The organism is Halobacillus litoralis (assembly GCF_004101865.1).
Taxonomy (GTDB): Bacteria; Bacillota; Bacilli; order Bacillales; family Halobacillaceae; genus Halobacillus; species Halobacillus litoralis_A.
Genome location: NZ_CP026118.1, coordinates 2,050,822 through 2,073,808, shown reverse-complemented (window position 1 = coordinate 2,073,808; position 22,987 = coordinate 2,050,822). Strand labels below are relative to the sequence as shown.

The 22,987-nt window shown below is 43.5% G+C and carries 23 protein-coding genes; 20 read left to right on the top strand and 3 right to left on the bottom strand.

Annotation, left to right across the window (positions count from 1 at the left end; all coding sequences use genetic code 11):
• Positions 1–65: 65 nt before the first annotated feature.
• The 12 genes from HLI_RS10345 to HLI_RS10290 all read left to right on the top strand — a co-directional run bounded on the left by HLI_RS10345 (position 66) and on the right by HLI_RS10290 (position 10,905).
• Positions 66–392 (top strand): four-helix bundle copper-binding protein, encoded by a 327-nt coding sequence (locus HLI_RS10345; protein ID WP_128524913.1) that lies wholly within the window; start codon positions 66–68, stop codon positions 390–392.
• A 104-nt stretch (positions 393–496) separates the two neighbouring features.
• A complete protein-coding gene (locus HLI_RS10340) occupies positions 497–844 on the top strand; it encodes an ArsR/SmtB family transcription factor (protein WP_128524912.1) in 348 nt (115 codons plus the stop codon).
• Positions 845–854: 10 nt separating this feature from the next.
• Positions 855–2,150: an arsenic transporter gene (locus HLI_RS10335; RefSeq protein WP_128524911.1), complete on the top strand. Its 1,296-nt coding sequence runs from the start codon at positions 855–857 to the stop codon at positions 2,148–2,150.
• A 25-nt stretch (positions 2,151–2,175) separates the two neighbouring features.
• Positions 2,176–2,598, top strand: a complete 423-nt coding sequence (gene arsC / locus HLI_RS10330) for an arsenate reductase (thioredoxin) (RefSeq protein WP_128524910.1) — start codon at positions 2,176–2,178, stop codon at positions 2,596–2,598.
• 83 nt (positions 2,599–2,681) lie between these two features.
• A complete protein-coding gene (arsD, locus tag HLI_RS10325; protein WP_128524909.1) occupies positions 2,682–3,047 on the top strand; it encodes an arsenite efflux transporter metallochaperone ArsD in 366 nt (121 codons plus the stop codon).
• Positions 3,048–3,058: 11 nt separating this feature from the next.
• A complete protein-coding gene (arsA, locus tag HLI_RS10320; RefSeq protein ID WP_128524908.1) occupies positions 3,059–4,804 on the top strand; it encodes an arsenical pump-driving ATPase in 1,746 nt (581 codons plus the stop codon).
• Between the two features lie 14 nt (positions 4,805–4,818).
• Entirely contained in the window at positions 4,819–5,772 is a 954-nt protein-coding gene (trxB, locus tag HLI_RS10315; RefSeq protein ID WP_128524907.1) for a thioredoxin-disulfide reductase, read from the top strand.
• A 198-nt stretch (positions 5,773–5,970) separates the two neighbouring features.
• On the top strand, positions 5,971–6,819 hold the full coding sequence (locus HLI_RS10310; RefSeq protein WP_128524906.1) for an alpha/beta fold hydrolase: 849 nt from the start codon (positions 5,971–5,973) through the stop codon (positions 6,817–6,819).
• An 81-nt stretch (positions 6,820–6,900) separates the two neighbouring features.
• Positions 6,901–7,668 carry a GNAT family N-acetyltransferase gene (locus HLI_RS10305; RefSeq protein WP_128524905.1) on the top strand — a complete coding sequence of 256 codons (768 nt, stop codon included), beginning with the start codon at positions 6,901–6,903 and terminating at the stop codon, positions 7,666–7,668.
• Between the two features lie 134 nt (positions 7,669–7,802).
• Positions 7,803–8,855, top strand: a complete 1,053-nt coding sequence (locus HLI_RS10300; protein WP_128524904.1) for an ArsR/SmtB family transcription factor — start codon at positions 7,803–7,805, stop codon at positions 8,853–8,855.
• Positions 8,848–10,086, top strand: coding sequence for an MFS transporter (locus HLI_RS10295; RefSeq protein ID WP_128524903.1), 1,239 nt, complete (start codon positions 8,848–8,850; stop codon positions 10,084–10,086). Before HLI_RS10300 ends, HLI_RS10295 begins: the two co-directional genes overlap by 8 nt.
• Positions 10,087–10,101: 15 nt before the next feature.
• A complete protein-coding gene (locus tag HLI_RS10290) occupies positions 10,102–10,905 on the top strand; it encodes a helix-turn-helix transcriptional regulator (RefSeq protein ID WP_128524902.1) in 804 nt (267 codons plus the stop codon).
• On the opposite strand, the gene HLI_RS10285 is transcribed toward HLI_RS10290, so the two are convergent.
• A complete protein-coding gene (locus HLI_RS10285; protein ID WP_128524901.1) occupies positions 10,840–12,075 on the bottom strand; it encodes an MFS transporter in 1,236 nt (411 codons plus the stop codon). The genes HLI_RS10290 and HLI_RS10285 overlap by 66 nt on opposite strands.
• A 143-nt stretch (positions 12,076–12,218) precedes the next feature.
• On the opposite strand from HLI_RS10285, the gene HLI_RS10280 reads away from it, so the two are divergent.
• The 4 genes from HLI_RS10280 to HLI_RS10265 are packed head-to-tail and all read left to right on the top strand — an operon-like array spanning position 12,219 to position 14,492.
• Positions 12,219–12,680 (top strand): NUDIX hydrolase, encoded by a 462-nt coding sequence (locus HLI_RS10280; RefSeq protein WP_128524900.1) that lies wholly within the window; start codon positions 12,219–12,221, stop codon positions 12,678–12,680.
• Entirely contained in the window at positions 12,670–13,389 is a 720-nt protein-coding gene (locus HLI_RS10275; protein WP_128524899.1) for a nucleotidyltransferase domain-containing protein, read from the top strand. Before HLI_RS10280 ends, HLI_RS10275 begins: the two co-directional genes overlap by 11 nt.
• Positions 13,390–13,402: 13 nt before the next feature.
• Positions 13,403–13,918, top strand: a complete 516-nt coding sequence (locus HLI_RS10270; RefSeq protein ID WP_128524898.1) for a P-loop NTPase family protein — start codon at positions 13,403–13,405, stop codon at positions 13,916–13,918.
• 13 nt (positions 13,919–13,931) lie between these two features.
• On the top strand, positions 13,932–14,492 hold the full coding sequence (locus HLI_RS10265) for an NAD(P)H-dependent oxidoreductase (RefSeq protein WP_128524897.1): 561 nt from the start codon (positions 13,932–13,934) through the stop codon (positions 14,490–14,492).
• Positions 14,493–14,760: 268 nt separating this feature from the next.
• Here HLI_RS10265 and cudC read toward each other — a convergent pair whose 3' ends face one another.
• A complete protein-coding gene (gene cudC, locus HLI_RS10260; protein WP_128524896.1) occupies positions 14,761–15,315 on the bottom strand; it encodes a choline uptake/conversion transcriptional regulator CudC in 555 nt (184 codons plus the stop codon).
• A 463-nt stretch (positions 15,316–15,778) separates the two neighbouring features.
• Between cudC and cydD the strand changes: the two genes are divergently transcribed.
• Both cydD and cydC read left to right on the top strand, forming a co-directional pair.
• Positions 15,779–17,506: a thiol reductant ABC exporter subunit CydD gene (gene cydD / locus HLI_RS10255; RefSeq protein ID WP_128524895.1), complete on the top strand. Its 1,728-nt coding sequence runs from the start codon at positions 15,779–15,781 to the stop codon at positions 17,504–17,506.
• The gene (gene cydC / locus HLI_RS10250; RefSeq protein ID WP_128524894.1) at positions 17,503–19,209 is read left to right on the top strand and encodes a thiol reductant ABC exporter subunit CydC; all 1,707 of its coding nucleotides are present in this window, start codon (positions 17,503–17,505) and stop codon (positions 19,207–19,209) included. The genes cydD and cydC overlap by 4 nt, the downstream gene beginning before the upstream one ends.
• Positions 19,210–19,342: 133 nt before the next feature.
• On the opposite strand, the gene HLI_RS10245 is transcribed toward cydC, so the two are convergent.
• Positions 19,343–19,702, bottom strand: a complete 360-nt coding sequence (locus tag HLI_RS10245; RefSeq protein WP_206659650.1) for a hypothetical protein — start codon at positions 19,700–19,702, stop codon at positions 19,343–19,345.
• A 460-nt stretch (positions 19,703–20,162) separates the two neighbouring features.
• Here HLI_RS10245 and HLI_RS10240 point away from each other — a divergent pair, with 460 nt between their 5' ends.
• Both HLI_RS10240 and HLI_RS10235 read left to right on the top strand, forming a co-directional pair.
• Positions 20,163–21,113 carry an MBL fold metallo-hydrolase gene (locus HLI_RS10240; protein ID WP_128524893.1) on the top strand — a complete coding sequence of 317 codons (951 nt, stop codon included), beginning with the start codon at positions 20,163–20,165 and terminating at the stop codon, positions 21,111–21,113.
• A gap of 130 nt (positions 21,114–21,243) precedes the next feature.
• Positions 21,244–22,953, top strand: a complete 1,710-nt coding sequence (locus HLI_RS10235) for a DNA-binding protein (protein WP_128524892.1) — start codon at positions 21,244–21,246, stop codon at positions 22,951–22,953.
• The last annotated feature ends 34 nt before the right edge of the window (positions 22,954–22,987 follow it).

Here is a 22,987-nt window from a genome sequence, read left to right as displayed (position 1 = left end):
TAGGTTTGAACCATCTATAAGTGAGATAAAGAATAATAGAACTAATTACAAGGAGGGTCTGGGTAATGGCACATGAAAAGTATCAAACACTTATCGAAAAGTTACACGCTTGTATGGCCGCTTGTAACCACTGCTATGATGCATGTTTAGAAGAAGAAGATGTAAAGATGATGGCAGGGTGTATCCGCTTAGACCGTGAATGTGCAGATATTTGTGCATACTTAGAGCAAGCCTTAGTGAGAAATACCCCTTTCGCTTCAGAACTTACAGGCGTTTGTGCGAAGATTTGCCAAGCTTGTGGAGATGAATGCAACAAACATGACCATAAGCATTGCCAGGATTGTGCAAAAGCTTGTTATGAATGCGCAGAAGCATGTAAACAAATTGCATAACATGTGATAAAGGGCGGCTCCACTTTATGGTGGGGCCGCTTTTTATATTTTCCACTTGCTAATATAAGCATATGCTTATATTATGATTAGGGAGAGGTGATCATATGGAAAAAACAATCATCGAATTGGAACAGGCAGCCCAGACTTTAAAGCTGCTAGGGGATAAAACACGCCTGACGATTTTAGGGTTGTTGAAAGATAATGAATGTTGTGTATGTGAATTCGTGGAAGTATTACAAATGAGCCAGCCCTCCATCAGTCAGCACTTACGTAAATTGAGAGATGCTGGACTTGTAAAAGAGCAGAGGAAAGGGCAATGGATTTTCTACTCTTTGAATACTTCTCATGAAACATATCCGATCATTCAGCAGGTTCTGGACCAAATACCGGACCAAAAAGAAAAATTAACCGCGTTGGAGAAGGCGGGCTTACGCATCCAATGCGACATGTAGGGGGATTGTTTTGAGTTTAGCTATTATTGCCACTTGTATTTTCATACTTACACTCGTCTTTGTCATTTGGCAGCCGAAAAATTTAGGAATCGGATGGTCCGCTTGTGCGGGTGCGATTCTAGCATTGATTTTTGGTGTCGTTGACTTTCAAGATGTAGTTGCTGTAACCGATATTGTCTGGAACGCAACATTAGCCTTTGTCGCCATCATCATCATTTCATTAATCCTTGATGAGATTGGATTCTTTGAGTGGGCAGCCCTTCATATGGCTCGAGTAGCCAAAGGGGACGGGAAGCGGATGTTCATCTATGTCACGCTGCTTGGCGCTGTTGTGGCCGCTCTGTTCGCTAATGATGGAGCAGCGCTCATTTTGACACCCATCGTATTAGCGATGGTGAGAAATTTGCAATTCAAGGAAGCGATGATTCTGCCCTTCATCATGGCGAGTGGATTCATCGCTGATACGACCTCACTCCCCTTGATTGTGAGTAACTTGGTGAATATCGTATCTGCGGACTTTTTCGATATCGGGTTCATCGAGTATGCTTCGCGTATGATTATTCCGAACTTCTTTTCACTCGGTGCAAGCATTCTTGTTCTTTTCCTGTTTTTCCGAAAGAGCATCCCGGATGATTATGATCTATCTCAGCTGAAAAAGCCGAAAGATGCAATCCGGGACCACAAAATGTTCCGGATGTCCTGGGGGGTCCTCGTTGTCTTATTGGTAGGCTATTTTGCGAGTGAGCCTTTAGAAATTCCCGTTTCCATCATTGCTGGGATTGTGGCTATATTCTTCTTGTTAATGGCAAGGAGAAGTGCTGCTGTCAAAACAGGCGATGTCATTAAGGGAGCGCCATGGGCCATCGTATTTTTCTCTATCGGGATGTACGTTGTCGTTTACGGCCTACGGAATGTCGGTTTGACCGATGTCCTGGCTAGCGTCATTCAATATACGGCAGACCAGGGATTGTTCGTTGCCACGGTTTCGATGGGCTTTATTGCCGCCATTCTCTCCTCTGTCATGAATAATATGCCGACCGTCATGATTGATGCCCTTGCGATTGCCGAGACGAACACGACGGGCACGATGAGAGAGGCACTGATTTATGCGAACGTCATCGGGTCTGACCTTGGACCGAAGATCACCCCGATCGGTTCATTGGCCACGTTGTTGTGGCTGCATGTGTTATCAATGAAAGGTTTCCGAATTTCATGGGGGTATTACTTTAAAATAGGAATCATCCTCACAGTCCCGACTTTATTCATTACACTTGTCGGACTTTATCTATGGTTATTAATCATCTAATTCCAAAACAAAGGAGAAATTCAACATGTCTAACAAACCAGTGATCTACTTTCTATGTACAGGAAATTCCTGCCGAAGCCAAATGGCTGAAGGGTTCGGTAAAAAGTATCTAGGCGACAAATATGAGGTGAAATCTGCAGGTATTGAAGCACATGGGCTGAATCCAAATGCTGTGAAAGCGATGAATGAAGTGGATGTCGACATTACTGATCATACTTCTGATATCATCGACCCTGATATTTTAAACAATGCTGCATTCGCGATTACTCTTTGTGGAGATGCGAACGACAAGTGTCCGATGACACCTCCGCATGTAACACGTTTTCATTGGGGATTCGATGACCCGGCTAAAGCAGAAGGTTCAGAAGAAGAGAAGTGGGCATTCTTCCAGCGTGTCCGTGATGAGATTGAAGCACGGATTCAAAGGTTTGCAATAGAGGAGAAATAATTGAACAAAAAGTCGAGACGAGCTCTCGACTTTTTTCATAGTCCAGGGCTCATCAATATGAAATTTTTAAGGAGGATATCCAAATGAAAAAAATTGAAATATATGATCCAGCGATGTGTTGTTCTACAGGTGTTTGTGGCCCTTCCGTAGATCCAAAGCTTACGAAAATATCGAGGCAGTTGTCTATATTAGAATCTAAAGGTATCCATGTGGAGCGATTCAATTTATCCACCGAGACGCAGGCCTTTGTTGAAAACGAATTAGTCAGTGGATACTTGCAAAAAGAAGCGGAGTTAGCTCTGCCCATCGCGATAGTTGATGGAGAAGTAAAAAAAACAAAAGCCTATCCGACAACAGAAGAGTTGGCGGAATGGCTGGAAATTGAAGAGCGATTTTTAACAGAATCTAAGCCGGTGAAATCTGATTCTCGCTTTACGATTTTAGACTAAGGAGCATAACTATGGAAAAGCAATACGATCCACCTAATATCGACTTCCCGTATTTCTTGTTCTTCACAGGAAAAGGTGGTGTGGGGAAAACATCAACCGCATGTGCGACAGCAGTTTCGTTAGCAGATAGAGGGAAGAGAGTATTATTAATCAGTACGGATCCGGCATCCAATTTACAAGATGTATTTGGGGAAGATTTCAATCATGAGTATCGCCATCTTAAGGCAGTCCCCCGCTTAGCTGTCGTTAATATCGATCCTGAGGAAGCGGCTGAAAGGCATCGTGAATCGGCCCTTGCCCCGTATAGAAATAAGCTGCCGGCCTCAGTGATTCGCTCGATGGAGGAACAAATGGCGGGGGCATGTACAACTGAAATTGCAGCTTTTGATTCCTTCACTTCTTTTCTGTGTGATTCAGAAGTGAAAGACAAATTTGACCATATTCTGTTTGACACCGCACCAACAGGTCACACATTGAGGTTATTACAGCTGCCTAAGGCGTGGAGCGGATTTATAGACACGAACCCTGAGGGAGCATCCTGTCTTGGCCCCTTATCTGCATTGGCAGGAAAAAAAGAAATGTATGAGCAGGCTGTGAATACATTGGCTGACGGGGGACAGACCCTTTTGGCATTGGTGAGCCGTCCTGATGAGACAGCTTTATTTGAAGCGGATCGATCTTCGAAAGAGCTGGCAGCGTTAGATGTGAAAAACCAAATTTTAATTATCAATGGGTTGTTTGAAATCACAGATTCAGAGGATGATACTGCACAAGCCTTTATGGACCAACAACAGGAGTCACTTACAACGATTTCGGACCATTTGAAGTCATTTACCACTTTCCAGTTACCTTTTGCCCCTTTATCTTTAACCGGTGTCGGTGAGTTGAGGAGCTGGCTGGCGGGTAAGCATGGGAGAGAGGCTGTTCATACACATGAAGTAGCTGCCGAGGGATTCGAAATGGACGATGTTATAGGTGACCTTTCTGAAAAAGGAAACGGGCTCGTGTTTACAATGGGCAAGGGGGGTGTCGGTAAGACGACGGTGGCTGCCTCTGTCGCCTTAAATTTAGTCGAACAAGGGTATAGCGTGCATTTGACGACAACCGACCCTGCTGAGCATTTAAGCAGGCTTTTCACTGAGAATCACTCAGATCTTTTGCGAGTGACGAATATCGACCCGAAAAGAGAAACGGAAGCTTATAGAGAATCTGTTTTAGAAGAAACGAGTCACGAGCTGAACGAAGATGAACTAAACTACTTAAAAGAAGATCTGGATTCCCCCTGCACAGAAGAAATTGCTGTCTTTCGGTCGTTTGCGGATGTTGTGATGCATTCGGAGGAAGATTATATCGTCATTGATACTGCTCCGACAGGCCATACATTGCTTTTATTGGATTCAACGCTATCCTACCATCGCGAAATTGAACGGAGTGCAGGGCATGTGCCTGAATCCGTGAAGAACTTGCTGCCTGCTTTGAAAGATGCTGAAAAGACCCATATATTGATTGTGACACTTCCTGAAGCGACACCTGTCTATGAAGCTGAACGCCTGGAATCGGATTTGAAACGTGCCGACCTGCATCCGAAGTGGTGGATTATGAATCAGTCCCTTTCCGTAGTCCCTGTTTCAGATCCTGTGTTGAAGGCGAAGGCTCAAGTTGAAAACAAGTGGGTTCAACGCACAGTCACTCATGCATCGAAAGTCGCGATTATACCTTGGAAAAAGCAAGCCATACTAAACAAAAAGCAAAGATAATAGGAGGTTCAACAATGAAACATAAATCAATCATTCTAGGTACTGGGCCTGCTGGTTTAACTGCAGCCGTTTACTTAGCACGTGCTAATATGGAGCCCCTGGTTATTGAAGGTCCAGAACCTGGAGGCCAACTGACATTGACGACAGAAGTGGAAAACTTTCCTGGTTTCCCTGATGGCATTATGGGGCCGGAATTAATGGATAACATGAAAAAACAAGCGGAAAGATTCGGCGCCACCTTCAAACGTGGCTGGGTCACGGATGTAGAGGTGGAAAGCCGTCCATTCAAGTTGCAAGTTGACGGGTTAGGAGAACTTGAGACAGAAACATTGATCATATCAACAGGAGCCTCTGCTAAACTCCTCGGGATCCCTGGTGAAAAAGAGAATATGGGTAAAGGAGTCAGCACGTGTGCTACATGTGATGGATTCTTTTTCAGAGGGAAGAAGGTCGTCATTATCGGTGGCGGTGATTCTGCGATGGAAGAAGCAACCTTCCTGACGAAATTCGCTAATGAAGTTCAAGTCATCCACCGCCGCGATGAACTGCGTGCCTCTAAAATTATGCAGGAACGTGCGAAAGGCAATGACAAAGTGACATGGGCGTTGAATAAAACACCTGTCGAAATGGTCTCAGATGGAATGAAGATTACAGGTGTTAAAGTGAAAGATAATGAATCTGGAGAAGAAGAATTGATCGAGACAGATGGAATTTTCGTTGCTATCGGTCATAATCCGAACACCGAGTTTCTTAAAGGGAAGTTGGATATGGATGATAAAGGGTATATCCTTGTCGATCCAGGTACAACGAATACAAATATTCCAGGTGTTTTCGCATGTGGTGATGTTCAGGATCAGAAGTATCGCCAGGCGATTACAGCTGCAGGTACAGGATGTATGGCGGCAATGGATTCCGAGCGCTTCCTTGAAGGTGAAGCAACGGTTGATTGGAGTCAAAATTTATCATAATGAACAACCCACCTTTTCGGGATGAAAGGTGGGTTTTTTTGGCATTTCAAATGTGGATGAATGCTACAATAATGGTGGAACAAAATTTTTGGGACAACCTTATTTTTTCTTTTCTCATTTGCTTATATTAAGCAGGTGCCTCAGTAAGGCTTTAGAAACGAGGGCAGGGGGAGAAAGCGGTGTGAAGGGGAGATGTTTATGGAGCGATATTTTTTAAAGGTGGGGAAAAGTCAGGTTCATGTGACAGTTTGGGGTCATGAAAGAAATCCTGTTATTTTCTGCTTGCATGGATTAGGGAGCACGAGTCTGAGTTTCATTGAGGTAGCAGAAGAGCTGGAGGAAGAATATCGGATCATTTCTATCGATGCCCCGGGTCACGGGAAAACCATGCCTTTTTTGTTAGAGAGTTCTTATGAAATGCCTTCCATGGCTGACTGGTTGGATGAGGTGGTCAGGGAACTTGGATTGGAAAGGTTCTTCTTTTTATCCCATTCATGGGGAAGTTTTTTAGCCTTGTTTTATTTAGCGAAGCACTCAGAAAAAGTGAGGGGTACCATTCTGCTGGATGGAGGATATCAGACGAAACGTTTGAGCGCAATGTCACTGGAAGATGAACTTGCTTATTATGAAAATGATTTTGATGGTTATCAGTTTAATACGTGGCATGATTTTTTTGATTCAGAAAAAGCCGCTTACAAGAGGTGGTCGTCTCTATTGGAAAGAGCGGTCAAAGACTTAGGTAAAGAAAATGAGGGAAGAGTGTCATGGCATGCTTCAGGCGAGACCGCAAAAAATTTTATTAAAGCGATGCATAAAAATGAAACGGAGACTATCTATTCCCAACTGCCGCCCTCTATAGTGTTATTAAGAGCGACTCTTCCTGTGGATCAGGAGAGAGTGAGGAAACATACAGCTGAAACTTTCGAAGTAAGGGCGAATGCTAAGGTGGAAGCAGTGCCCTCTACCACCCATATGCTTCACTGGGATAAGCCTGAAGTGGTCATTGAAGCAATCAGGTCGAACTGGGGTAAGAGGTTAAGTAAATAGCTTTTGGAAAGTTCAATGAGAATAATACTCGGTTTCATTCTGAAAAATTTGGATGACAAGCCAGATAGGGGAGGCCCTGGGATGGACAAGGATAAAGTTTTAAGTAAGTTTCATGATGAACTTCGTGTGAACGCTTATACTACGGGATTCCGAAGAGAAGTTACGCCGTATGTAGTCAGACATGTGTCCGACTACGATGATGGTGGATTCATTCTCGCTTCCCAATTGAATGAAGAAAACGCACGTGAAGTGATTTTGAGTGAACTGGAGTATTTCAAAGAAATAGGACAGTCATTCGAGTGGAAGCTATACAGTTATGATCGACCGGAGGAATTAAAAGATTTACTCTTAGAAGCAGGGTTTGAGGAAGAGGAAGAAGAGGCATTGATGGTGATGGAGCTTACAAATTCATCAGGATTACTACATAGCGCTCCTTCTAGTCAGGTCGTCGAAATCCAATCACAGGCCGGGGTGCAGGATATCATTTCTTTAATGAATGACATTTGGGGAGAAGATCACTCCGAACTTGGTAAGCGCCTCTGGCGTGATAAACGAAATTCCCCCGAGTCTTTGTATTTATATGGGGTGTATGACAATGGTGAACTTGTGAGCGGAGCTTGGATGTATTTCGAGAGGGAATCGTGTTTCGCTTCTTTATGGGGAGGTGCTACAAGACCGGCCTATCGTGGAAAAGGGTATTATCGCGCGCTTATATCTATAAGGGCAAAGAAAGCACAAGAATGCGGTTATTCTTTCCTGACGGTGGATGCAAGACCGATGAGTCGCCCTATATTAGAAAAACTCGGTTTCCGATGCCTTGCTTACACTTACGGTATGCAATCCAATTAATCCCACCTCAGGTATAACATATTTTGGAAATTCACTCCATTCCAATGGCGAGGGGGTGAATTTTTTGAATTTTATTATAAATATATTGAATATTATATTCTATAAATATAGAATATAAGCTAAGAGGTGATGATATGGAATTATTTTCTACAGGTACAAAGAAAAGGGAGACGTACACAATTGAAGTGAAATTCTCATTACTTTGGGAAGCGGCTCTTGGCATAGCAGCCATCACGAATCAAAGGTTGAGAGATACCTTGGAGTATTCAGAAGCTCAGTGGGCAGCGATCAATGATTCGCTCTCAGAAGAAATGGTGGCACATTTGGAACATGTCCAAAAGAAAAACACGTGGAAGGCTCTGCTTCAACTTTTGCACGAGAAAGATTTTGATTGTCTGGATTCTTTTCTCACTTATGTAGAGGAGTTGGAAGAAGAGACATTAAGGTGGATAGCTATTCCATACTTAGGGGAAGCTTATGAATCTGATCGGAAGCTTGCATCCACTGGAGAAATAGACGCGGTCGAACGGCTGCAGGCAGCAACGAAAGAAAATTCATTTCTCCCCTCCTACATCGGTTTTATTAGCAAGGTGGACTCCCAGCATTTGAAGAAGCACTTGAAGGAAGTGATGGCTGGGTGGTATGAAAGTGTCATTCTTCCTAATCAATCCTTTTATGAAGAGATGTTGAAACGAGATGCTCTATCGAAGGGAAAAATGACAAAGAAACTAGCTCCGGAAGCATTTGTGGAATGGGCGACCCATGGGGTGAATTACCTTCCTGAACCTAGTGTTCATAAAGTGATTATGATACCTCAATTCATCTACCGCCCCTGGAATGTTGAAGCGGACTTAGCGGGGGCGAAAGTGTTTTATTACCCAGTGGCTAATGAAAGCATCCATCCAGAAGATCCGTATGTACCTGATCACATGCTTGTTCAGAAATATAAGGCTCTCGGGGATGAAAATCGTTTGCGGATGCTGAAAATGCTGGTGGAAAAAAGCCGGACCTTACAGGAAGTCACGGAAGAAATCGGCATGGGAAAGACGACCGTCCACCATCATTTAAAAGTGTTGAAATCGGCTCGTCTAGTTTCTTACCATGCCTCCCGCTACCATGTGAATCCTCACTCGTGGAAAACTCTTAAGGAAGAGTTGGAATCGTATCTTGGAGAAGGATATGAGTGAGCTGGCGAGAGTGAACGCTGAAGAGGGAAAACCTACGTTCAAAAGGAATTTCCAAGCATTCCGATTCATCGGTGGCAATCTGGTTTCTTTTTTCGGAGATCAAATTTATTTGATCGCACTGCCGCTCATTGTATTAGCTTTGACAGGTTCGCCGTTAAGTATGGGAATTGTAGCAGCACTGGAAAGAATTCCGGTTTTGCTGCAACCGCTTATGGGGGTCCTGACTGATCGATTTGACCGGAAACGGATTCTTCTGCTTTGTGATTTTATCCGGTTTTTGATTATAGGTGCCCTTGGTGTTGTTTACCTGTTAGGGATGCTGCCGATTTGGGGCATTTATAGCGGGGCCTTCATAGTTGGTGTGCTCGGCCAAGTCTATAACACTTCCCAGTTCGCTTCCATTCCGAAGCTGGTGCGCAGCGAAGATTTGCCTCTGGTCAATTCATTGAACACAGGCATTTTTCATACGGCCGTATTTATTGCACCTGGTTTAGGAGGCATCATTGTCAGTTTGTACAATCCCGGAGTTGCTTTGTTGATCAACAGTGTGAGCTTTTTCATTGGATTTCTGATGGTATGGACCTTGAATATTGAAAGCCCCCGCACACAGGCAGGGAGGTCTTCGCTCATGAAAGGTATGAAAGAAGGCTTTAATTTTGTCATTCAACAAAAACCTTTACTATATACAAACTTGGGCATGTTTTTTTCTGTCTTTGGGACGACCCTGTTTTTGACGATGATGGTCGTCCACTTGAAATCGACCGTATCTTTCACAGCTGTGCAAATTGGCTGGGTGTTATCCATCGGTGGTGGAGGAGCGATTGTCGGTTCTATGATGGCAGCCATTCTTAGAAAAAAATTCTCCTATCGGCTGCTGCTTTTTTATGCAAGTGTGATTGGTGGAATTTCAATCATTTTGTTCAGTTTGACCCATTCTTTTTATTGGCTGGCTATCATGAACGCAGTCGGAACGATGTGTGCAGCGATTCAGAGTCCATGTATCATAACAATTCGGCAAAATTTGACTCCTGACTATCTATTGGGAAGGGTCCAGGCGACGAGCCGGTTCATGACATGGAGTTTGATGCCGGTTGCTGCTTTCGCTGCCGGGTTGATAGGAGAGTATATCGGGACAGGCGTGACAATCTGGGCGGGAGGAGCTGTAGCAACAGCAGCATCTTTCATTTATTTACACCCTTCTTTGAATAGGATGGTCATTGAGCAGGATTAGAAAGGGGGAGATGAAATGATCTGGACAAATGAACAAGGATTGTTTTTACAGCGTCATGATCAATTGGGGGAACGGGACTGGCGCTATGATGACTGTTTTAAACTGATTTTTTCTCCCTATGGAAAAGGAGAATACCAGACCCATGATGGTGACCGGTCCATTGGTGAGGAGGAATTTTTCATTATGAATCCTAAAGTAGAGCATAAACAGTTGAGAGCGACACAGGAAAAATTCCTCGTAGAATTGACCCCGTCTTTATTACAGGAAGCTGCCCAGAAAATGGGTGTCCATCATACGCACATAGAGTTTTCTACTGTTTCCTACCGGCATAGACAGATGATCCAATGGGCGACCTTCATGAGAGAATTTTTATCCAATCAAAAAGAAGGAGTGAGCGCCCTTTTTCTAGAAAATAGTCTTGTTCAACTGTCCATTCTCATGGTCGAGTACGGGGTAGGCTCACACCAGAAAGAGCTTCCTATCTCTTCAGGGAGTGAGCCGGTCTATCGAGTGATTTCTGCACTTAAGGAAAGTTACATAGAGCAATGGTCACTAGATGAGATGGCTGGGGTTGCTCGAATGAACAAGTTCCAGTTTGCCCATGCATTCAAAAAAGAAACCGGATTATCCCCCTATTCATGGCTGCAAGTATATAGACTATTTCGCAGTCAACAGGAAATCATTTTTACAGAGCATTCAATTTTGTCTATTGCTATCAAGCATGGTTTTGCTAATGTCGCAGCCTTTAACCACCTATTTAAGAAAATGTACCATAAAACGCCGACGCAGTTCCGTCACTTTCATAAGATGAATCAATAGGAAGGTGATGCTTGACATCATGATCATCAATCCACTACCGATCATCAACAGGCGTATGGTCATAAAGGTAGAAAGCAATCCATACAAAACTAATGAGAGGGTGTTGGAAGCATACAGAAGGACAGCATTTGTACTGAACGCCCTCCCCATTTTGCTTTCAGGGACGTATTTTTGAATCAGATAGACACGTGAGAGACTTGCGATCGGGAGGCCGATTCCCACAAGGATACAACCGATGAAAAAATGCTCTACCTCATAGAGAAGTCCATAGTAACAAATGCCGGAGCCCCAGATCAGAGCCCCTACCAAGTAATGACGCAGATTGAAGTTCTTAATAAAAGACGGAAGTATAAGGTTTGTCAGGATGACGACTCCCCCGAATACTCCTTGAATCCCACTGTATAGTTCTTCACTATGTAGACTCAACTCAGAAAGGGAAAGCAATAGTCCTACCTGCCACACCCAGGTGTTCAAAAATACGGTGTAGAAAGTGAAAAGGAATAACATACGGAGCGTAGGTGCTTTTTTTATCCAAAGACCGAATTCATAGATAGAGAGAAACATCATTTTAAGTGTTTTCTTTCGTGCGGGTGATTCTATTAAATATAACTTTGATAAACACCACACACTGAGCAGGTAAGTAAATGCATCGACTGTGAAAAAGTGGATCACTCCGAATGTATTCAACAACCATATAGCGATTACGGGGGTGAGAATCGTGATCCCTCGTGTCACTGTGTCATACATACTGTTGGCTGAAGCCCTTTCATCATCCTTTGTCACCATCGGGAGGACGGCGCGGTGGGCAGGGTTGAAAAAGCAGCCGATCGTTTGGATTAAGAAGCTGATGATAATCAGTGCAGGGTAGGTCAGAGCATTGAAATAATGCAACGCTATCACGGCAAGCATCAATGGAACCCTGAGCAGATCGAGGGAGATGAGCAATTTTTTACGAGGAAAAGTGTCAGCAACCACGCCACCGATCAACCCGAATAATAAATAGGGAATAGTTTCAGCGAGAGCGATGCCCGTTGTATGTAACTTTGAACCGGTCAGCTCATAAGCGAGGAAGAGGAAAGCCATTCCTGTTAACACATCCCCTAATCTCGAAATGCCTCCCCCAAGTAAGTAAAAGCGAATATTTCTGTTTTTCCATAACATTTTATACATAAAATCACCTCTGCCCTTATCATAGAAAAGAAGTAGGGGGAGGGTCTGCTCAATTGTTGGTGAAGAAAACAGCAAGAATTCATCAAAGGTTTTTTCCTGATTATGTTAAAAACAAGTCTTAGGATTACGGAGGAGGAAGCCTATTGAAAGATTATGTGTTGGAAATCAGAAGCCTTATTGGCTCACGTCCATTCATCATCGTTGGCGCGACTGTCATTGTGGAAAATGAGGAAGGCGGGGTCCTTTTTCAATTCCGTGCCGATACGAAGGAATGGGGGCTCCCTGGAGGAGCGATGGAGCCTGGCGAATCGTTACTGGAAACGGCTGAAAGAGAACTATGGGAGGAAACGGGTCTTCATGCAGAAAGGATGGATCATATCGAAACGTTTTCTGGAAAAAGGTTTTATTTCCGCTACCCGAATGGTGATGAAGTTTATAATGTCATTGCTGTTTATAAAGCTTTCGGAGTGAGTGGTGGAGGCGGAGGGAAAGCACAAGGGGATGAAACGCTGGATTTACACTACTTCACTGAATTACCTGAGGCAATCGATGTCAGGGCTAAAGAAATCATGGAACGGGTGAGAGGTGCGGGGAATGGAGAGTAATATGGGCCAGTCACCTATCAAAGCAGCAACGCAGATCATTGAGCAGCGTCACAGGGGTTGTGATGCAGCTTTGTTAGCTGGCAGCGTGGTGAGAGGAGAAGCGACTTCCACTTCAGACCTTGATCTTGTGCTTTTCTACCCAGACATTTCGGCGTCCTATCGTGAATCTTTTCAAGCGAATGGCTGGCCTGTGGAGTGCTTCGTACATAGTTGGACTTCTTATAAGGAATTTTTCAAACTGGATTGTGAAAGAGGGCAGCCGTCTATGCCACGGATGGTAGCCGAAGGAGTGGTTATAAAAAACCACGATAAACTAGTGTCGATCAAAGAGGAAGCTGACCTTCTTTTGGACAAGGGACCACTTCGATGGTCAAAAGAAACCATTGAGCAGAAACGCTATTTTCTGACAGATACGTTAGATGATTTTATTGGGTGTTCAGATCGTGGAGAGTCTATTTTCATCGCCAATACGTTAGCACAGTTATCGAGTGAGTTTCACCTTAGAGTTCATGGACAGTGGTCAGGATCCTCGAAATGGATGATGCGAGCTTTGAAAAGTTTCGATCCTTCTTTTGCCGCACGTCTAATGGATAGTTTCACTCTTTTTTATGAAAAAGGTGAGAAAGAAAAAGTGATCGATCTTGTTGATGATTTGCTTCGTCCCTATGGCGGAAGGTTTTTTGACGGGTTTTCAATAGGAAAGCAATGAAGGGGGACTCATTATGCAGCGGATTATGGTCTTAGGGGTGTCTTCAGGAGTAGGAAAATCAACGTTCGCAAAGGAACTTGGCAGGCTTCTCGATATCGAAGTATATCATTTGGATCGTTTTTACTGGGAGCCGGGTTGGAAGGAAGCGGCATTAGAGGACTTTAGGGCGCGTCAGCAGGAAGTGATTCAGGAAAAAGCATGGATTATCGAAGGCAATTATAGCAATACTTATGATATCAGAGCAGATAAAGCGGATACGATCATCTACTTGGAGTTACCTCTCCATGTTTGTCTATTCCGTGTGTTCAAGCGTAGATTTACATACAGAGGTAAGACGAGGGCGGACATGGGAGAAGGTTGCGAAGAGAAATTAGACGCGGACTTTCTGAAGTTCATCTGGAAAACCTACCACCCTCGCAAGGGAAAAATGCAGCAGCGATTTCAAGAATTTCAAAATATAGGGCAGCAAAAAGACGTGATTCAACTGAAAAGCAAAAAGGAAATCGATACGTTTTTGGCCCGATTTTAAGGAGGTCTGAATCATGGAAAATATCCTGGTCCTCAATGGTCATGAATACTACCCCCATTCAAAGGGACGCTTGAATGATGAGTTGTTTCAAACAATTGTGGAAATGCTGAGGCCGCAGCTCTGTGTAAAAACCTCTGTTCTGCAAGAGAGGTTTGACGTGAAAGACGAGCAGGAAAAAGTGTTATGGGCGGATACGATCATTTATCAAACCCCTGTGTACAATTACAGTGTGCCTGCATTGTTCAAGAAATATATCGATATGACCCATGAATACGGCGTGTATTTCAGTGGAAATGCCGAGGCGTATGGGATAGGAGGGGGAAAACTTACAGATAAGAAATATATGTTATCAACGACGTGGAATGCCCCTGCGCATGCTTTTGAAAATCCTGATCTCTTCTTTGAGGGAAAAAGTGTTGACGATATTTTATTTCATATCCATTTGAGTCATAAATATGCAGGTTTGATTCCTTTAGAGACCTTTGCCTGTTTTGATGTGAAAAAGAACCCGGATGTCACCGGTTATATAAACAACCTAAGAATGCATTTGAAAGAACAATTGAACTTAAACTAGAAAGGGTCCCTGGAGATGACTCCACGGTCCCTTTTGGTCTGGGCGAGGAAATTAATAAATTCCAACCAGTTATAGCTGCTGTTTTCCGCAGCCTGCGTACATTGATGTCGTAAATGATGACATAAAAAAGTCCTAGGAAGATTCCGGAGCTATTCAAATATTTTCATTTGGGAGGTAGATTGCAGTCGTTCTGAAAATTATGTAAATTATTCAGCCTATACGTCCCCTCATGAATAACAAAATTCATTATTCAGAGAGGCGCTTTTTTTTATTCGTTGGAATCAATAGGGAGAAGGTCGAAAATTTCTCCACTCTCAATAGCATTGACAAGCTTCTGTAACCAAAGGTAGTAAGGTTTGGACTCTTCCAGCTGTTGAAAGATTTGTTCTGCTTCTCGTTTCGTTTCTTCATCCACCTCAGAAGAATCCAATACAGAATTCAATTCCATTTGAGCATGCTTAATTGCATCCATATTGATTTTAGCTTCCCTTAACCACTTCTTTGTAAAAAAATTGGAGAAGAAATTGAAGAAATCCTTTTCCGCTACAAAGGTCTGCCTGCGTGTGCCCTTACGGAAAGTCTGCTTCACAATGTCGTAGTTTTGAAGTTTCTTTACGCCAGTACTCATACTCGGTTTACTCATTCCGAGCTTCTCGCGCATTTCGTCTAGTGTCATATCTTCTTCAAAGTACATGGTTCCATATAAGGTGCCTGCACTCCGGGTCACCCCGTACAAATCCATTGTTTCTGCGAGTGAGTCAACGACTAGCGCTTTCGCATTTTCAACGGTTTGCTGGGGGGTCTCTTCATAATTGTTTGACATCTAATACCTCCTCACAAATCCAATCCAGCCACTTTATTAATTTTTTTCTTTATAAATTTAATTTTAACATACATTTGCTCCTACGGCAGTGGCGTTTGGCATTGCCTTTCGAGATATGACAATAGAGTAGCAGCAAAAACAGCTTAACTGCAGGTATGAACAGGATGAACCGCTTTGTAAAAGTAGTTATCGTCTCCGTGCATTTATACACAGGAGGAGTATTTAAATACAAAGGTCGGGATTATTTCAGAGAAGCGGGGTGCATCGATGGACGGTCCATGTTTACCACCCCTTATTTGCTCCATGGCAATTGACGTATGTCCACTATCTAATAAGGAGACGATGGTATAGAATTGTTCATAGAATACTCAGTTTTATCTTTAGTATTTTTAAGGAGTATCTACTATAATTAAGGTAATGTGAATGTTTTCACAAAATGTTCTGCAAGGAGTTTTGAATAGATATGAAGCACCTCAGCAAACAAGCATTTGCAAACAGAAGAGGCATCATGCTGCTGGTCCTCACATCCGTGCTGCTCGGTGCCACCATCATCGGTCAATCTTATTTTTTCGTAGCCGTAGTCGATCGGATCTTTCTCGACCAACAAGCCTTTCATGAAATAGTACCGCTTCTAATAGGGTTGTTGTCAGTTCTTGCCGGTCGGACACTTTTCACCTGGTTGAATGGGCGGACAGGTGTAAAAATGGCGACAAAGGCCAAACAGCACTATCGACGGCTGGTCATCCGGAAATTTTCACGTAACCCGGTCCAATCTTCTTTACAAGGACAATCAGGACGCAAAGTAAGTGTGCTGATGGATGCGGTGGATGAAATAGATGGGTATTTCAGCAGTTATATCCCGCAGATGATCCAAACAGCTATTATACCACTGATGATTCTGATTGTTGTTTTTACTGAACACCTCTACTCAGGACTGATTATGGTGATTACAGCCCCGTTCATTCCTTTATTCATGGCCATCATCGGGATCATGACAAAAAATAAATCGGAAGAACAGATGGAGAAACTTTCTGCCTTTTCCGGTAAATTCCTGGATACGCTGCAAGGGCTGACGACTTTGAAGTTGTTCGGTCGCTCTAAGCAACAACAATCTGAAATCGAAGCCAGCAGTCTGGGTTTCAGAGATGCCACAATGGAAGTGTTGAAAGTCGCTTTCGTCTCTTCTTTAATGTTGGAGTTCATCTCCATGCTGAGCATCGGTTTGATTGCTCTTGAAATTGCTATTCGTCTTGTTGTTTATGAAAGTATCTCATTTTTCTCAGCCTTTTTCATTCTCGTATTGGCTCCTGAGTTTTATTTGACATTGAAAGAATTCGGCAGTGCTTTTCATACAGGAAGAGGAAGCTCTGGTGCGGCAGCTCAGTTGACAGATGAATTGGAAAAAGAAGATGAGGATATACACTGGGGTGACGGAATCATAGAAGAACAAGATCCCCCTGAAATCGAGCTGAATCAAGTAGGTTTCCGATACGGGGAAGGTTTCGCTATACAATCTATCCAAGCGGAAATACCATCACGGTCTCAGGTTGCAATTGTAGGGAAGAGTGGTGCGGGAAAAACAACCTTACTCCATCTGTTTGCCGGCTTAGTCAAACCTGAAGAAGGCGCGATAAAAGTGAATGGCCGCCCGCTATTCTCCTACCAGGAAAAGGAGTGGTTCAATCAAGTAAGCTACATATCCCAGCACCCTTATTTGTTTTCTGGAACGATAGCAGAAAACATTGCCATCGGTGGACGGGGGCAGCATTCGTTTGAGGAAATTCGGTCCGCTGCCGAAAAGGCTGGGATTGCTCCTTTAATTGAATCGCTGGAGCATGGGTATGATACCCCGGTCGGAGAAGCGGGGAGAGGGTTATCAGGAGGAGAAAAGCAGCGTCTTGCAATTGCCCGTACTTTCCTGAAGCAGCCTTCTATTATCCTTTTTGATGAACCGACGACAGGCCTCGATTTGAAAACTGAACGTATTTTACAGCATTCGATTGAAGAACTGGCCAGGACAGCTACTATTATTACGGTGGCGCACCGTTTGCATACAATCAAGAAGGCAGACCAGATTTTGTTTCTTGAAAATGGACACTTGAAAGGTTCAGGTACTCATGAAAGTCTTATGACAACGGTTCCTGAGTATAAAGCTATGGTAAACGTCCAGCAAGGAGGCGGCTCAGCATGAAGGACTTGAAAGAAGTCATCCAGCTTGTTGTTGTGGAGAAAAAAGATATCGTACTTTCCATATTCTTCGGTTTTTTAGCAGGACTTTCAGCTGTAGGTTTATTCGCCTCTAGTGGTTACTTGATTTCACGTGCGGCTTTAATGCCACCTTTATATGCCCTGACTGTTTTAATTGCCTTTTTGAAGTTGTTCGGCTTTGTCAGGGCTTTAGGTCGTTATGCTGAGCGTTATTTTTCCCACCGGGCGACATTTACGATTTTAAGCAATCTTCGCCTGGCCTTTTATAAGAAGCTGGAGCCTCATGCACCGAGAATTTTTCAAAAATACCGGAGCGGGGATTTGCTTTCCCGAATCGTAGGGGATGTAGAAAGCCTGCAAAACTTCTTCCTCCGTGTTTATTATCCACCCGTCGTCCTTGTAATCATATTTCTCGGTACACTTGTGTTTACGTCTATATTTTCTGTAGCGATCGCTGTCATCCTCCTGCTCGGGTTGTTCCTTACAGGTTTGCTCATTCCGGCATGGTACACAGTGAAACAGCGAAACTCGGGCTTTCACGTGAGGAAAGCGCGGGGAGATTTATCAACGGATACTACTGAGTTTTTATATGGATTCAGGGATTTGAAAATCTATCAGCAGCTTGATAATAAAGAAGCGGCTCTCCACCAGTCCTCGATCACTTATCTTAAAGAACAAGAACGAGAAGGAATGCAAATGCTCACCAACCACTCTATGAACACGCTCGTGACGTTATTTGTCTCCTGGGGGGTGCTTGGCTTAGGGGCTTACCTTGTTGCAGAAGGTGATCTGAACGGGCTGTTTCTCGCCATGCTTGTAATGATTTCTTTAACCGTTTTTGAAAATGTAACTCCGATGGCTGTGCTTCCTCGTCACCTGGAGGATAGCAAACGGGCATCTGCACGTCTTTTTTCTGTTGCAGATGATGAGATACCAGATCAGGGGACAGCGCAGTTGGGAGCAGGGAAAGTACCCGCTATTGAGTTTGAGAATGTAGAATACCGTTTTCCGGACGAAACCAGACAAGCGTTGAAAGAAGTGTCGTTTAAGCTGCCTTCAAGGAGTAAAACGGCTGTTGTCGGGCCAAGTGGCTCGGGAAAGTCCACATTGCTGCAATTGATGATGAAGTTTCACCGGCCGACTCTGGGGACGGTGAAATTGGGCGGAACGGATTTGGAGTTACTTGATGAAGAAAGTGTGTGGGCGCATAGCAATGTTGTGCTCCAGGAGAACCACTTTTTCTATGGAACCATGCGCGAAAATCTTGAGTTAGCAAAAGATGGGTTATCTGATGAACAAATGGAAAAAGCTTTGGCGGAAGTGTCGCTTGATTTCGATTTAGAAAAGTCCGTATTAGAAAAAGGGGAAAATTTATCTGGCGGAGAGAAACAGCGTTTAGCAATTGCCCGCGCATTCCTCAAAGGTGAGAAGCTGTGGCTTTTGGATGAACCGACCTCTTCCGTCGACGCCCTCACTGAGCAGGACATCTACCATCGTTTGTTCACACATGCAAAAGAAGATACGGTAGTGTTGATCAGTCATCGATTGACAGGGCTTGAGAAGATGGACCAAATCATCGTGATGGAGGAGGGCAGTATTGTAGAAACCGGAACTTACAAGGAATTGATGGCTAAGCAAGGCTACTTCTATGAAATGAAACAAATCGAAAAAAACGTCTTCAGTTAATCGGAGGGAAGACAACCCAATAACCTAAAAAAATCCACCTCAAGTCATCCATAATTTGGATGACTTGAGGTGGAAATTTATTCCATGTAATTGAGATAAGAGACTTCCGGTCAAGGGGCGAGTTCTTACTTGTTTAATAGTAGTAAGGGTAGGGGGATGGGTACGGGTAATAAGGGTATGGCGTCAGGTATGGGAATAAGGCTAATGTGGCCAAACCTGCTAATGGAAGGACTTCTCGACGGAAGCGGCGAGCCCGGCGACGTCCATAGCCACCATAATATTGGCGGTCATCTGTGCTATTGCCATTTTCATCAACCGTGACATCTTCACTGATGAGAATTGTCATCTTCTCATGATTAACATCTGTGATGATACCATCAAAGCTCCGTCCGTCTTCTGTTTTTACCATCACATGGTAATATTTGAATTTGTTGCACTGGTTGTAGTTAGGCTTCATTTGACCTTGTTGGTGCATATTTCGTTCTTCTGTCATTTTAACCAACTCCTCAAGATTCATGATATTCACCCAGCCCAATTTTGTGACAGGATTAGTTGCTTTAATCGAAGTCCCTGTTAAATTTCAGTGTTGATTTTTTTGATTAGGAGTCTCTCGATTTCCCGGACTTTCTTGCGTTAGTGAGGAGAACGGAAAACAGGAGATTCGGTGCTATAAGTGATAAGAGCCCCTTATCCGTAAGAACAGGGCTGGAGAGTGCTTTCCTTCCTATCGCTTAAGTATGATCTTCTCCCTCAAGCGATTTCGAGACGTTCATATAGCGAGCCCTTCCCCTACGCTCCTAAACCACAACTAACTTTTCGAAAGCGGGCCTTCCATATAATTCTCACATGAAAAATCAACAACAAGCTTTAACAAATCCTGAGCAAAAGAAAACGTTATCATTATGTGGAAACTTTTAGTAAACTTAAAGTAATCCAAAAGGTGAGGTGAAACAATGAAAAAGAAAGCACCAATTGAGTTGGAGAACGATATATTCCTGATCGACGGTTTCGATTTAGGCTTTGAAGGTCGGACAGGTACATATGTATTAATGGGGGAGAAGATCACACTGGTGGAAACAGGTCCGAGTCCATCTGTTTCTAGAATATTGGAAGGGTTGCACGCTCTCGATATAACACCTGAGCAAGTCGAGCACATCGTGTTGACCCATATCCACCTGGATCACGCTGGGGGAGCGGGATTGTTATTAAGAGATTGCCCGAATGCAGAAGTTTTCGTACATGAAAAAGGGAAGCGTCATTTAGCGAATCCATCAAGACTGATCAAAGGTGCCCGCGCCGTGTATGGAGAGGCTTTTAATCAATTGTTTGATCCAATTGTGCCTATTCCTGAAGAAAAACTGCACTCAAAAACTGATGGTGATATACTGAAAATCTCTGAAAAGCGCACCTTGACTTTCTATGATACCCCGGGACATGCCAATCACCACCTTGGCATCCATGATTCATGGAGCAATGGGTTATTTACTGGCGACACAGCCGGCATCCGATATCATCAGACGGAAGACTGTGGTTTGACGTTTTATTTACCTACAACATCACCAAATCAGTTCGATCCAGAAGCGATGCAGCAATCGATCCGACGTTTCCGGGAAATGAATCCTGCCTGTGTCTTTTTTGGTCATTTTGGAGAAAGCAAAGAACCTGGTCAAGCGTTTGATCAAGTAATGGAATGGCTGCCGGTCTTCGTAAGTGAAGCTAATAATGCTCTTGAAATGGGGGAAGGACTTGATGGTATACAGAAGCGTCTTCATGAGCAGCTGACGTCTTATTTGAGAGAACAGGGCGTTCCGGATGAGCATTCCGTCTATGAAATATTGAAATTGGATATTGAGGTATGCGCGATGGGGTTGGCAGATTATATTGAAAAGAAAAGCAGAGCATGAGTGTTCTGCTTTTTTTATGTAACATAAAGTATTCTTAATGGACATACGGTTCATTATCAAATAAAAAAGTGAAACGTAAAAAGGATTATAAACGTAAATAGAATTAGTACAAAGGAGGAGAAACTATAAAATGATTGGAATATTATTGACGACGGTCTTATCTTTTCTATTATTTCTTATATTGACCGCCATTGCATACTATAAAAACCGCATGCGAAGGAAGAAGATTTTACAGGTTGCCATGGGTATCTTCATTTTCGGATTCATCGTTATGGCAATTGTTGTCTATACATTCATGCCTACAATCACGATCCCCAATATGCTGATCATGAATATTGTGGTGGCTATACTGTTTGTGCCCTTAGTCTATGGAGGATCGAAAATTCCTGTACAATACCAGACCGCCCATCGTTCATTGACAGGAGTGATCGTATTTGCTGTGGCAGTCGCTGTAATCGGTGTCTTTGTCTATAGCATTTTTGCTTTGCAGGATACCTATGACTCGATTTCAAAATCAGAGGAAGCAGAAGCAAGGCCATTGAATGAAGATAATACACCGATTTCTGTTGCTCCTGAATCAGCGAGAAATAAAGTTCAAAAAGCAATGAGCGTTGTACCGAACACACAATTTTATGATTTGGGCAAATTGCAGGCCCAACAAGTGGATGGGGAAATTGTCTATATAGCCCCTGTTGAATTTTCTAGTTTTTGGAGATATTTCAGAGGTAAAGAAACCGAAGGGTATTTCTCCATCCCTGCCACCAATATCAATGCTCAGCCTGAATTTATTCAAAATAAGATGAGGTACACCAACTCAAGTTTCTTCAACCACAATGTGCAGCGAACAGTTTACAGCGAGCATCCAGACCACATCCAGAGTGGAGAAGCACAAATAGAGGTGGATGATGAAGGGAAACCGTGGTACATCCAGACCATTTATAAACCACTGGTGTTCTCGAACCGTCCCGACATGGATCAAATCAAAGTAGCAGTGGTAGACCCTGTCACAGGTGATGTGGAAACATATGACGCCGATCAAGCGCCGGCATTCATTGAAGGTTCTGTAAGCTCCGAACTGGCAGCGATTGAAAATGAATACTTCGGTAAATATGTGAATGGCTGGTTGAATTCCATTTTTGGTAAAAAAGATGTGAAAATCCCCAATGAATCAGGGACAGAGAGCAGTGTGACTCCTATTTTCAATGAAGGTGGAGAGATGTTCTATTTCACAGATATGGCCTCACCGAAAGAGAACATTGATTCAGCTTTAGGATACACATTGATTAATGCACGAACGGGTACGCTGACGTATTATAATGGTCAGCAAAACCAGGGAATTATGGATAGTAAGGGTGCGGTTCAAATTGTGAATAAGCAGTATCCAGAGAAGAACTGGACAGGAACGATGCCCGTTCTTTATAACGTGGATGGCCACCCGACGTGGATTGTGAACGTCCTGGATCCTAATGGCTTGTTTAAACAGTATGCTTACATTAAAGCGGCGGATTCTGATTTTGCTGTTTTCGGTGATACAGCAAAACAGACGCTGAATGCGTACCGGTTACAAATTGCTCAAGATCCCAGCAGTGTTGAAGGAAGTCAAGAAGTTGACCTGACGGATAAGAGCGGAGTCATTAATCGTGTCCTGGTCACTTCCACTGAGTCACGGCAATCGGTGCAATTCCTGCTTGAAGGGGACACGACGATTTATACAGTCAATACAAGTAAAGCTCCACTATCTATCTTTTTAAAAGAAGGCGATCAAGTGGAAATGCAGGCACGAATTCGTGATAACGGCACGGCTACCGTTGAATCAATGCAAATCGACGGCATTAATTGATGAAGAGCAGCAGGGCATTTGTCCTGCTGTTTTT

Bases quoted from the DNA above. Each gene is read 5' to 3' on its own strand.
- HLI_RS10295 (WP_128524903.1), top strand. From the start codon at position 8,848: ATGAGTGAGCTGGCGAGAGTGAACGCTGAAGAGGGAAAACCTACGTTC.
- arsD (WP_128524909.1), top strand. From the start codon at position 2,682: ATGAAAAAAATTGAAATATATGATCCAGCGATGTGTTGTTCTACAGGT.
- HLI_RS10275 (WP_128524899.1), top strand. From the start codon at position 12,670: ATGGAGAGTAATATGGGCCAGTCACCTATCAAAGCAGCAACGCAGATC.
- HLI_RS10270 (WP_128524898.1), top strand. From the start codon at position 13,403: ATGCAGCGGATTATGGTCTTAGGGGTGTCTTCAGGAGTAGGAAAATCA.
- cudC (WP_128524896.1), bottom strand. From the start codon at position 15,315: ATGTCAAACAATTATGAAGAGACCCCCCAGCAAACCGTTGAAAATGCG.
- cydD (WP_128524895.1), top strand. From the start codon at position 15,779: ATGAAGCACCTCAGCAAACAAGCATTTGCAAACAGAAGAGGCATCATG.
- HLI_RS10285 (WP_128524901.1), bottom strand. From the start codon at position 12,075: ATGTATAAAATGTTATGGAAAAACAGAAATATTCGCTTTTACTTACTT.
- trxB (WP_128524907.1), top strand. From the start codon at position 4,819: ATGAAACATAAATCAATCATTCTAGGTACTGGGCCTGCTGGTTTAACT.
- arsC (WP_128524910.1), top strand. From the start codon at position 2,176: ATGTCTAACAAACCAGTGATCTACTTTCTATGTACAGGAAATTCCTGC.
- HLI_RS10305 (WP_128524905.1), top strand. From the start codon at position 6,901: ATGGACAAGGATAAAGTTTTAAGTAAGTTTCATGATGAACTTCGTGTG.
- HLI_RS10240 (WP_128524893.1), top strand. From the start codon at position 20,163: ATGAAAAAGAAAGCACCAATTGAGTTGGAGAACGATATATTCCTGATC.
- HLI_RS10345 (WP_128524913.1), top strand. From the start codon at position 66: ATGGCACATGAAAAGTATCAAACACTTATCGAAAAGTTACACGCTTGT.
- HLI_RS10265 (WP_128524897.1), top strand. From the start codon at position 13,932: ATGGAAAATATCCTGGTCCTCAATGGTCATGAATACTACCCCCATTCA.
- HLI_RS10245 (WP_206659650.1), bottom strand. From the start codon at position 19,702: ATGACAGAAGAACGAAATATGCACCAACAAGGTCAAATGAAGCCTAAC.
- HLI_RS10300 (WP_128524904.1), top strand. From the start codon at position 7,803: ATGGAATTATTTTCTACAGGTACAAAGAAAAGGGAGACGTACACAATT.
- HLI_RS10235 (WP_128524892.1), top strand. From the start codon at position 21,244: ATGATTGGAATATTATTGACGACGGTCTTATCTTTTCTATTATTTCTT.
- cydC (WP_128524894.1), top strand. From the start codon at position 17,503: ATGAAGGACTTGAAAGAAGTCATCCAGCTTGTTGTTGTGGAGAAAAAA.
- arsA (WP_128524908.1), top strand. From the start codon at position 3,059: ATGGAAAAGCAATACGATCCACCTAATATCGACTTCCCGTATTTCTTG.
- HLI_RS10340 (WP_128524912.1), top strand. From the start codon at position 497: ATGGAAAAAACAATCATCGAATTGGAACAGGCAGCCCAGACTTTAAAG.
- HLI_RS10290 (WP_128524902.1), top strand. From the start codon at position 10,102: ATGATCTGGACAAATGAACAAGGATTGTTTTTACAGCGTCATGATCAA.
- HLI_RS10310 (WP_128524906.1), top strand. From the start codon at position 5,971: ATGGAGCGATATTTTTTAAAGGTGGGGAAAAGTCAGGTTCATGTGACA.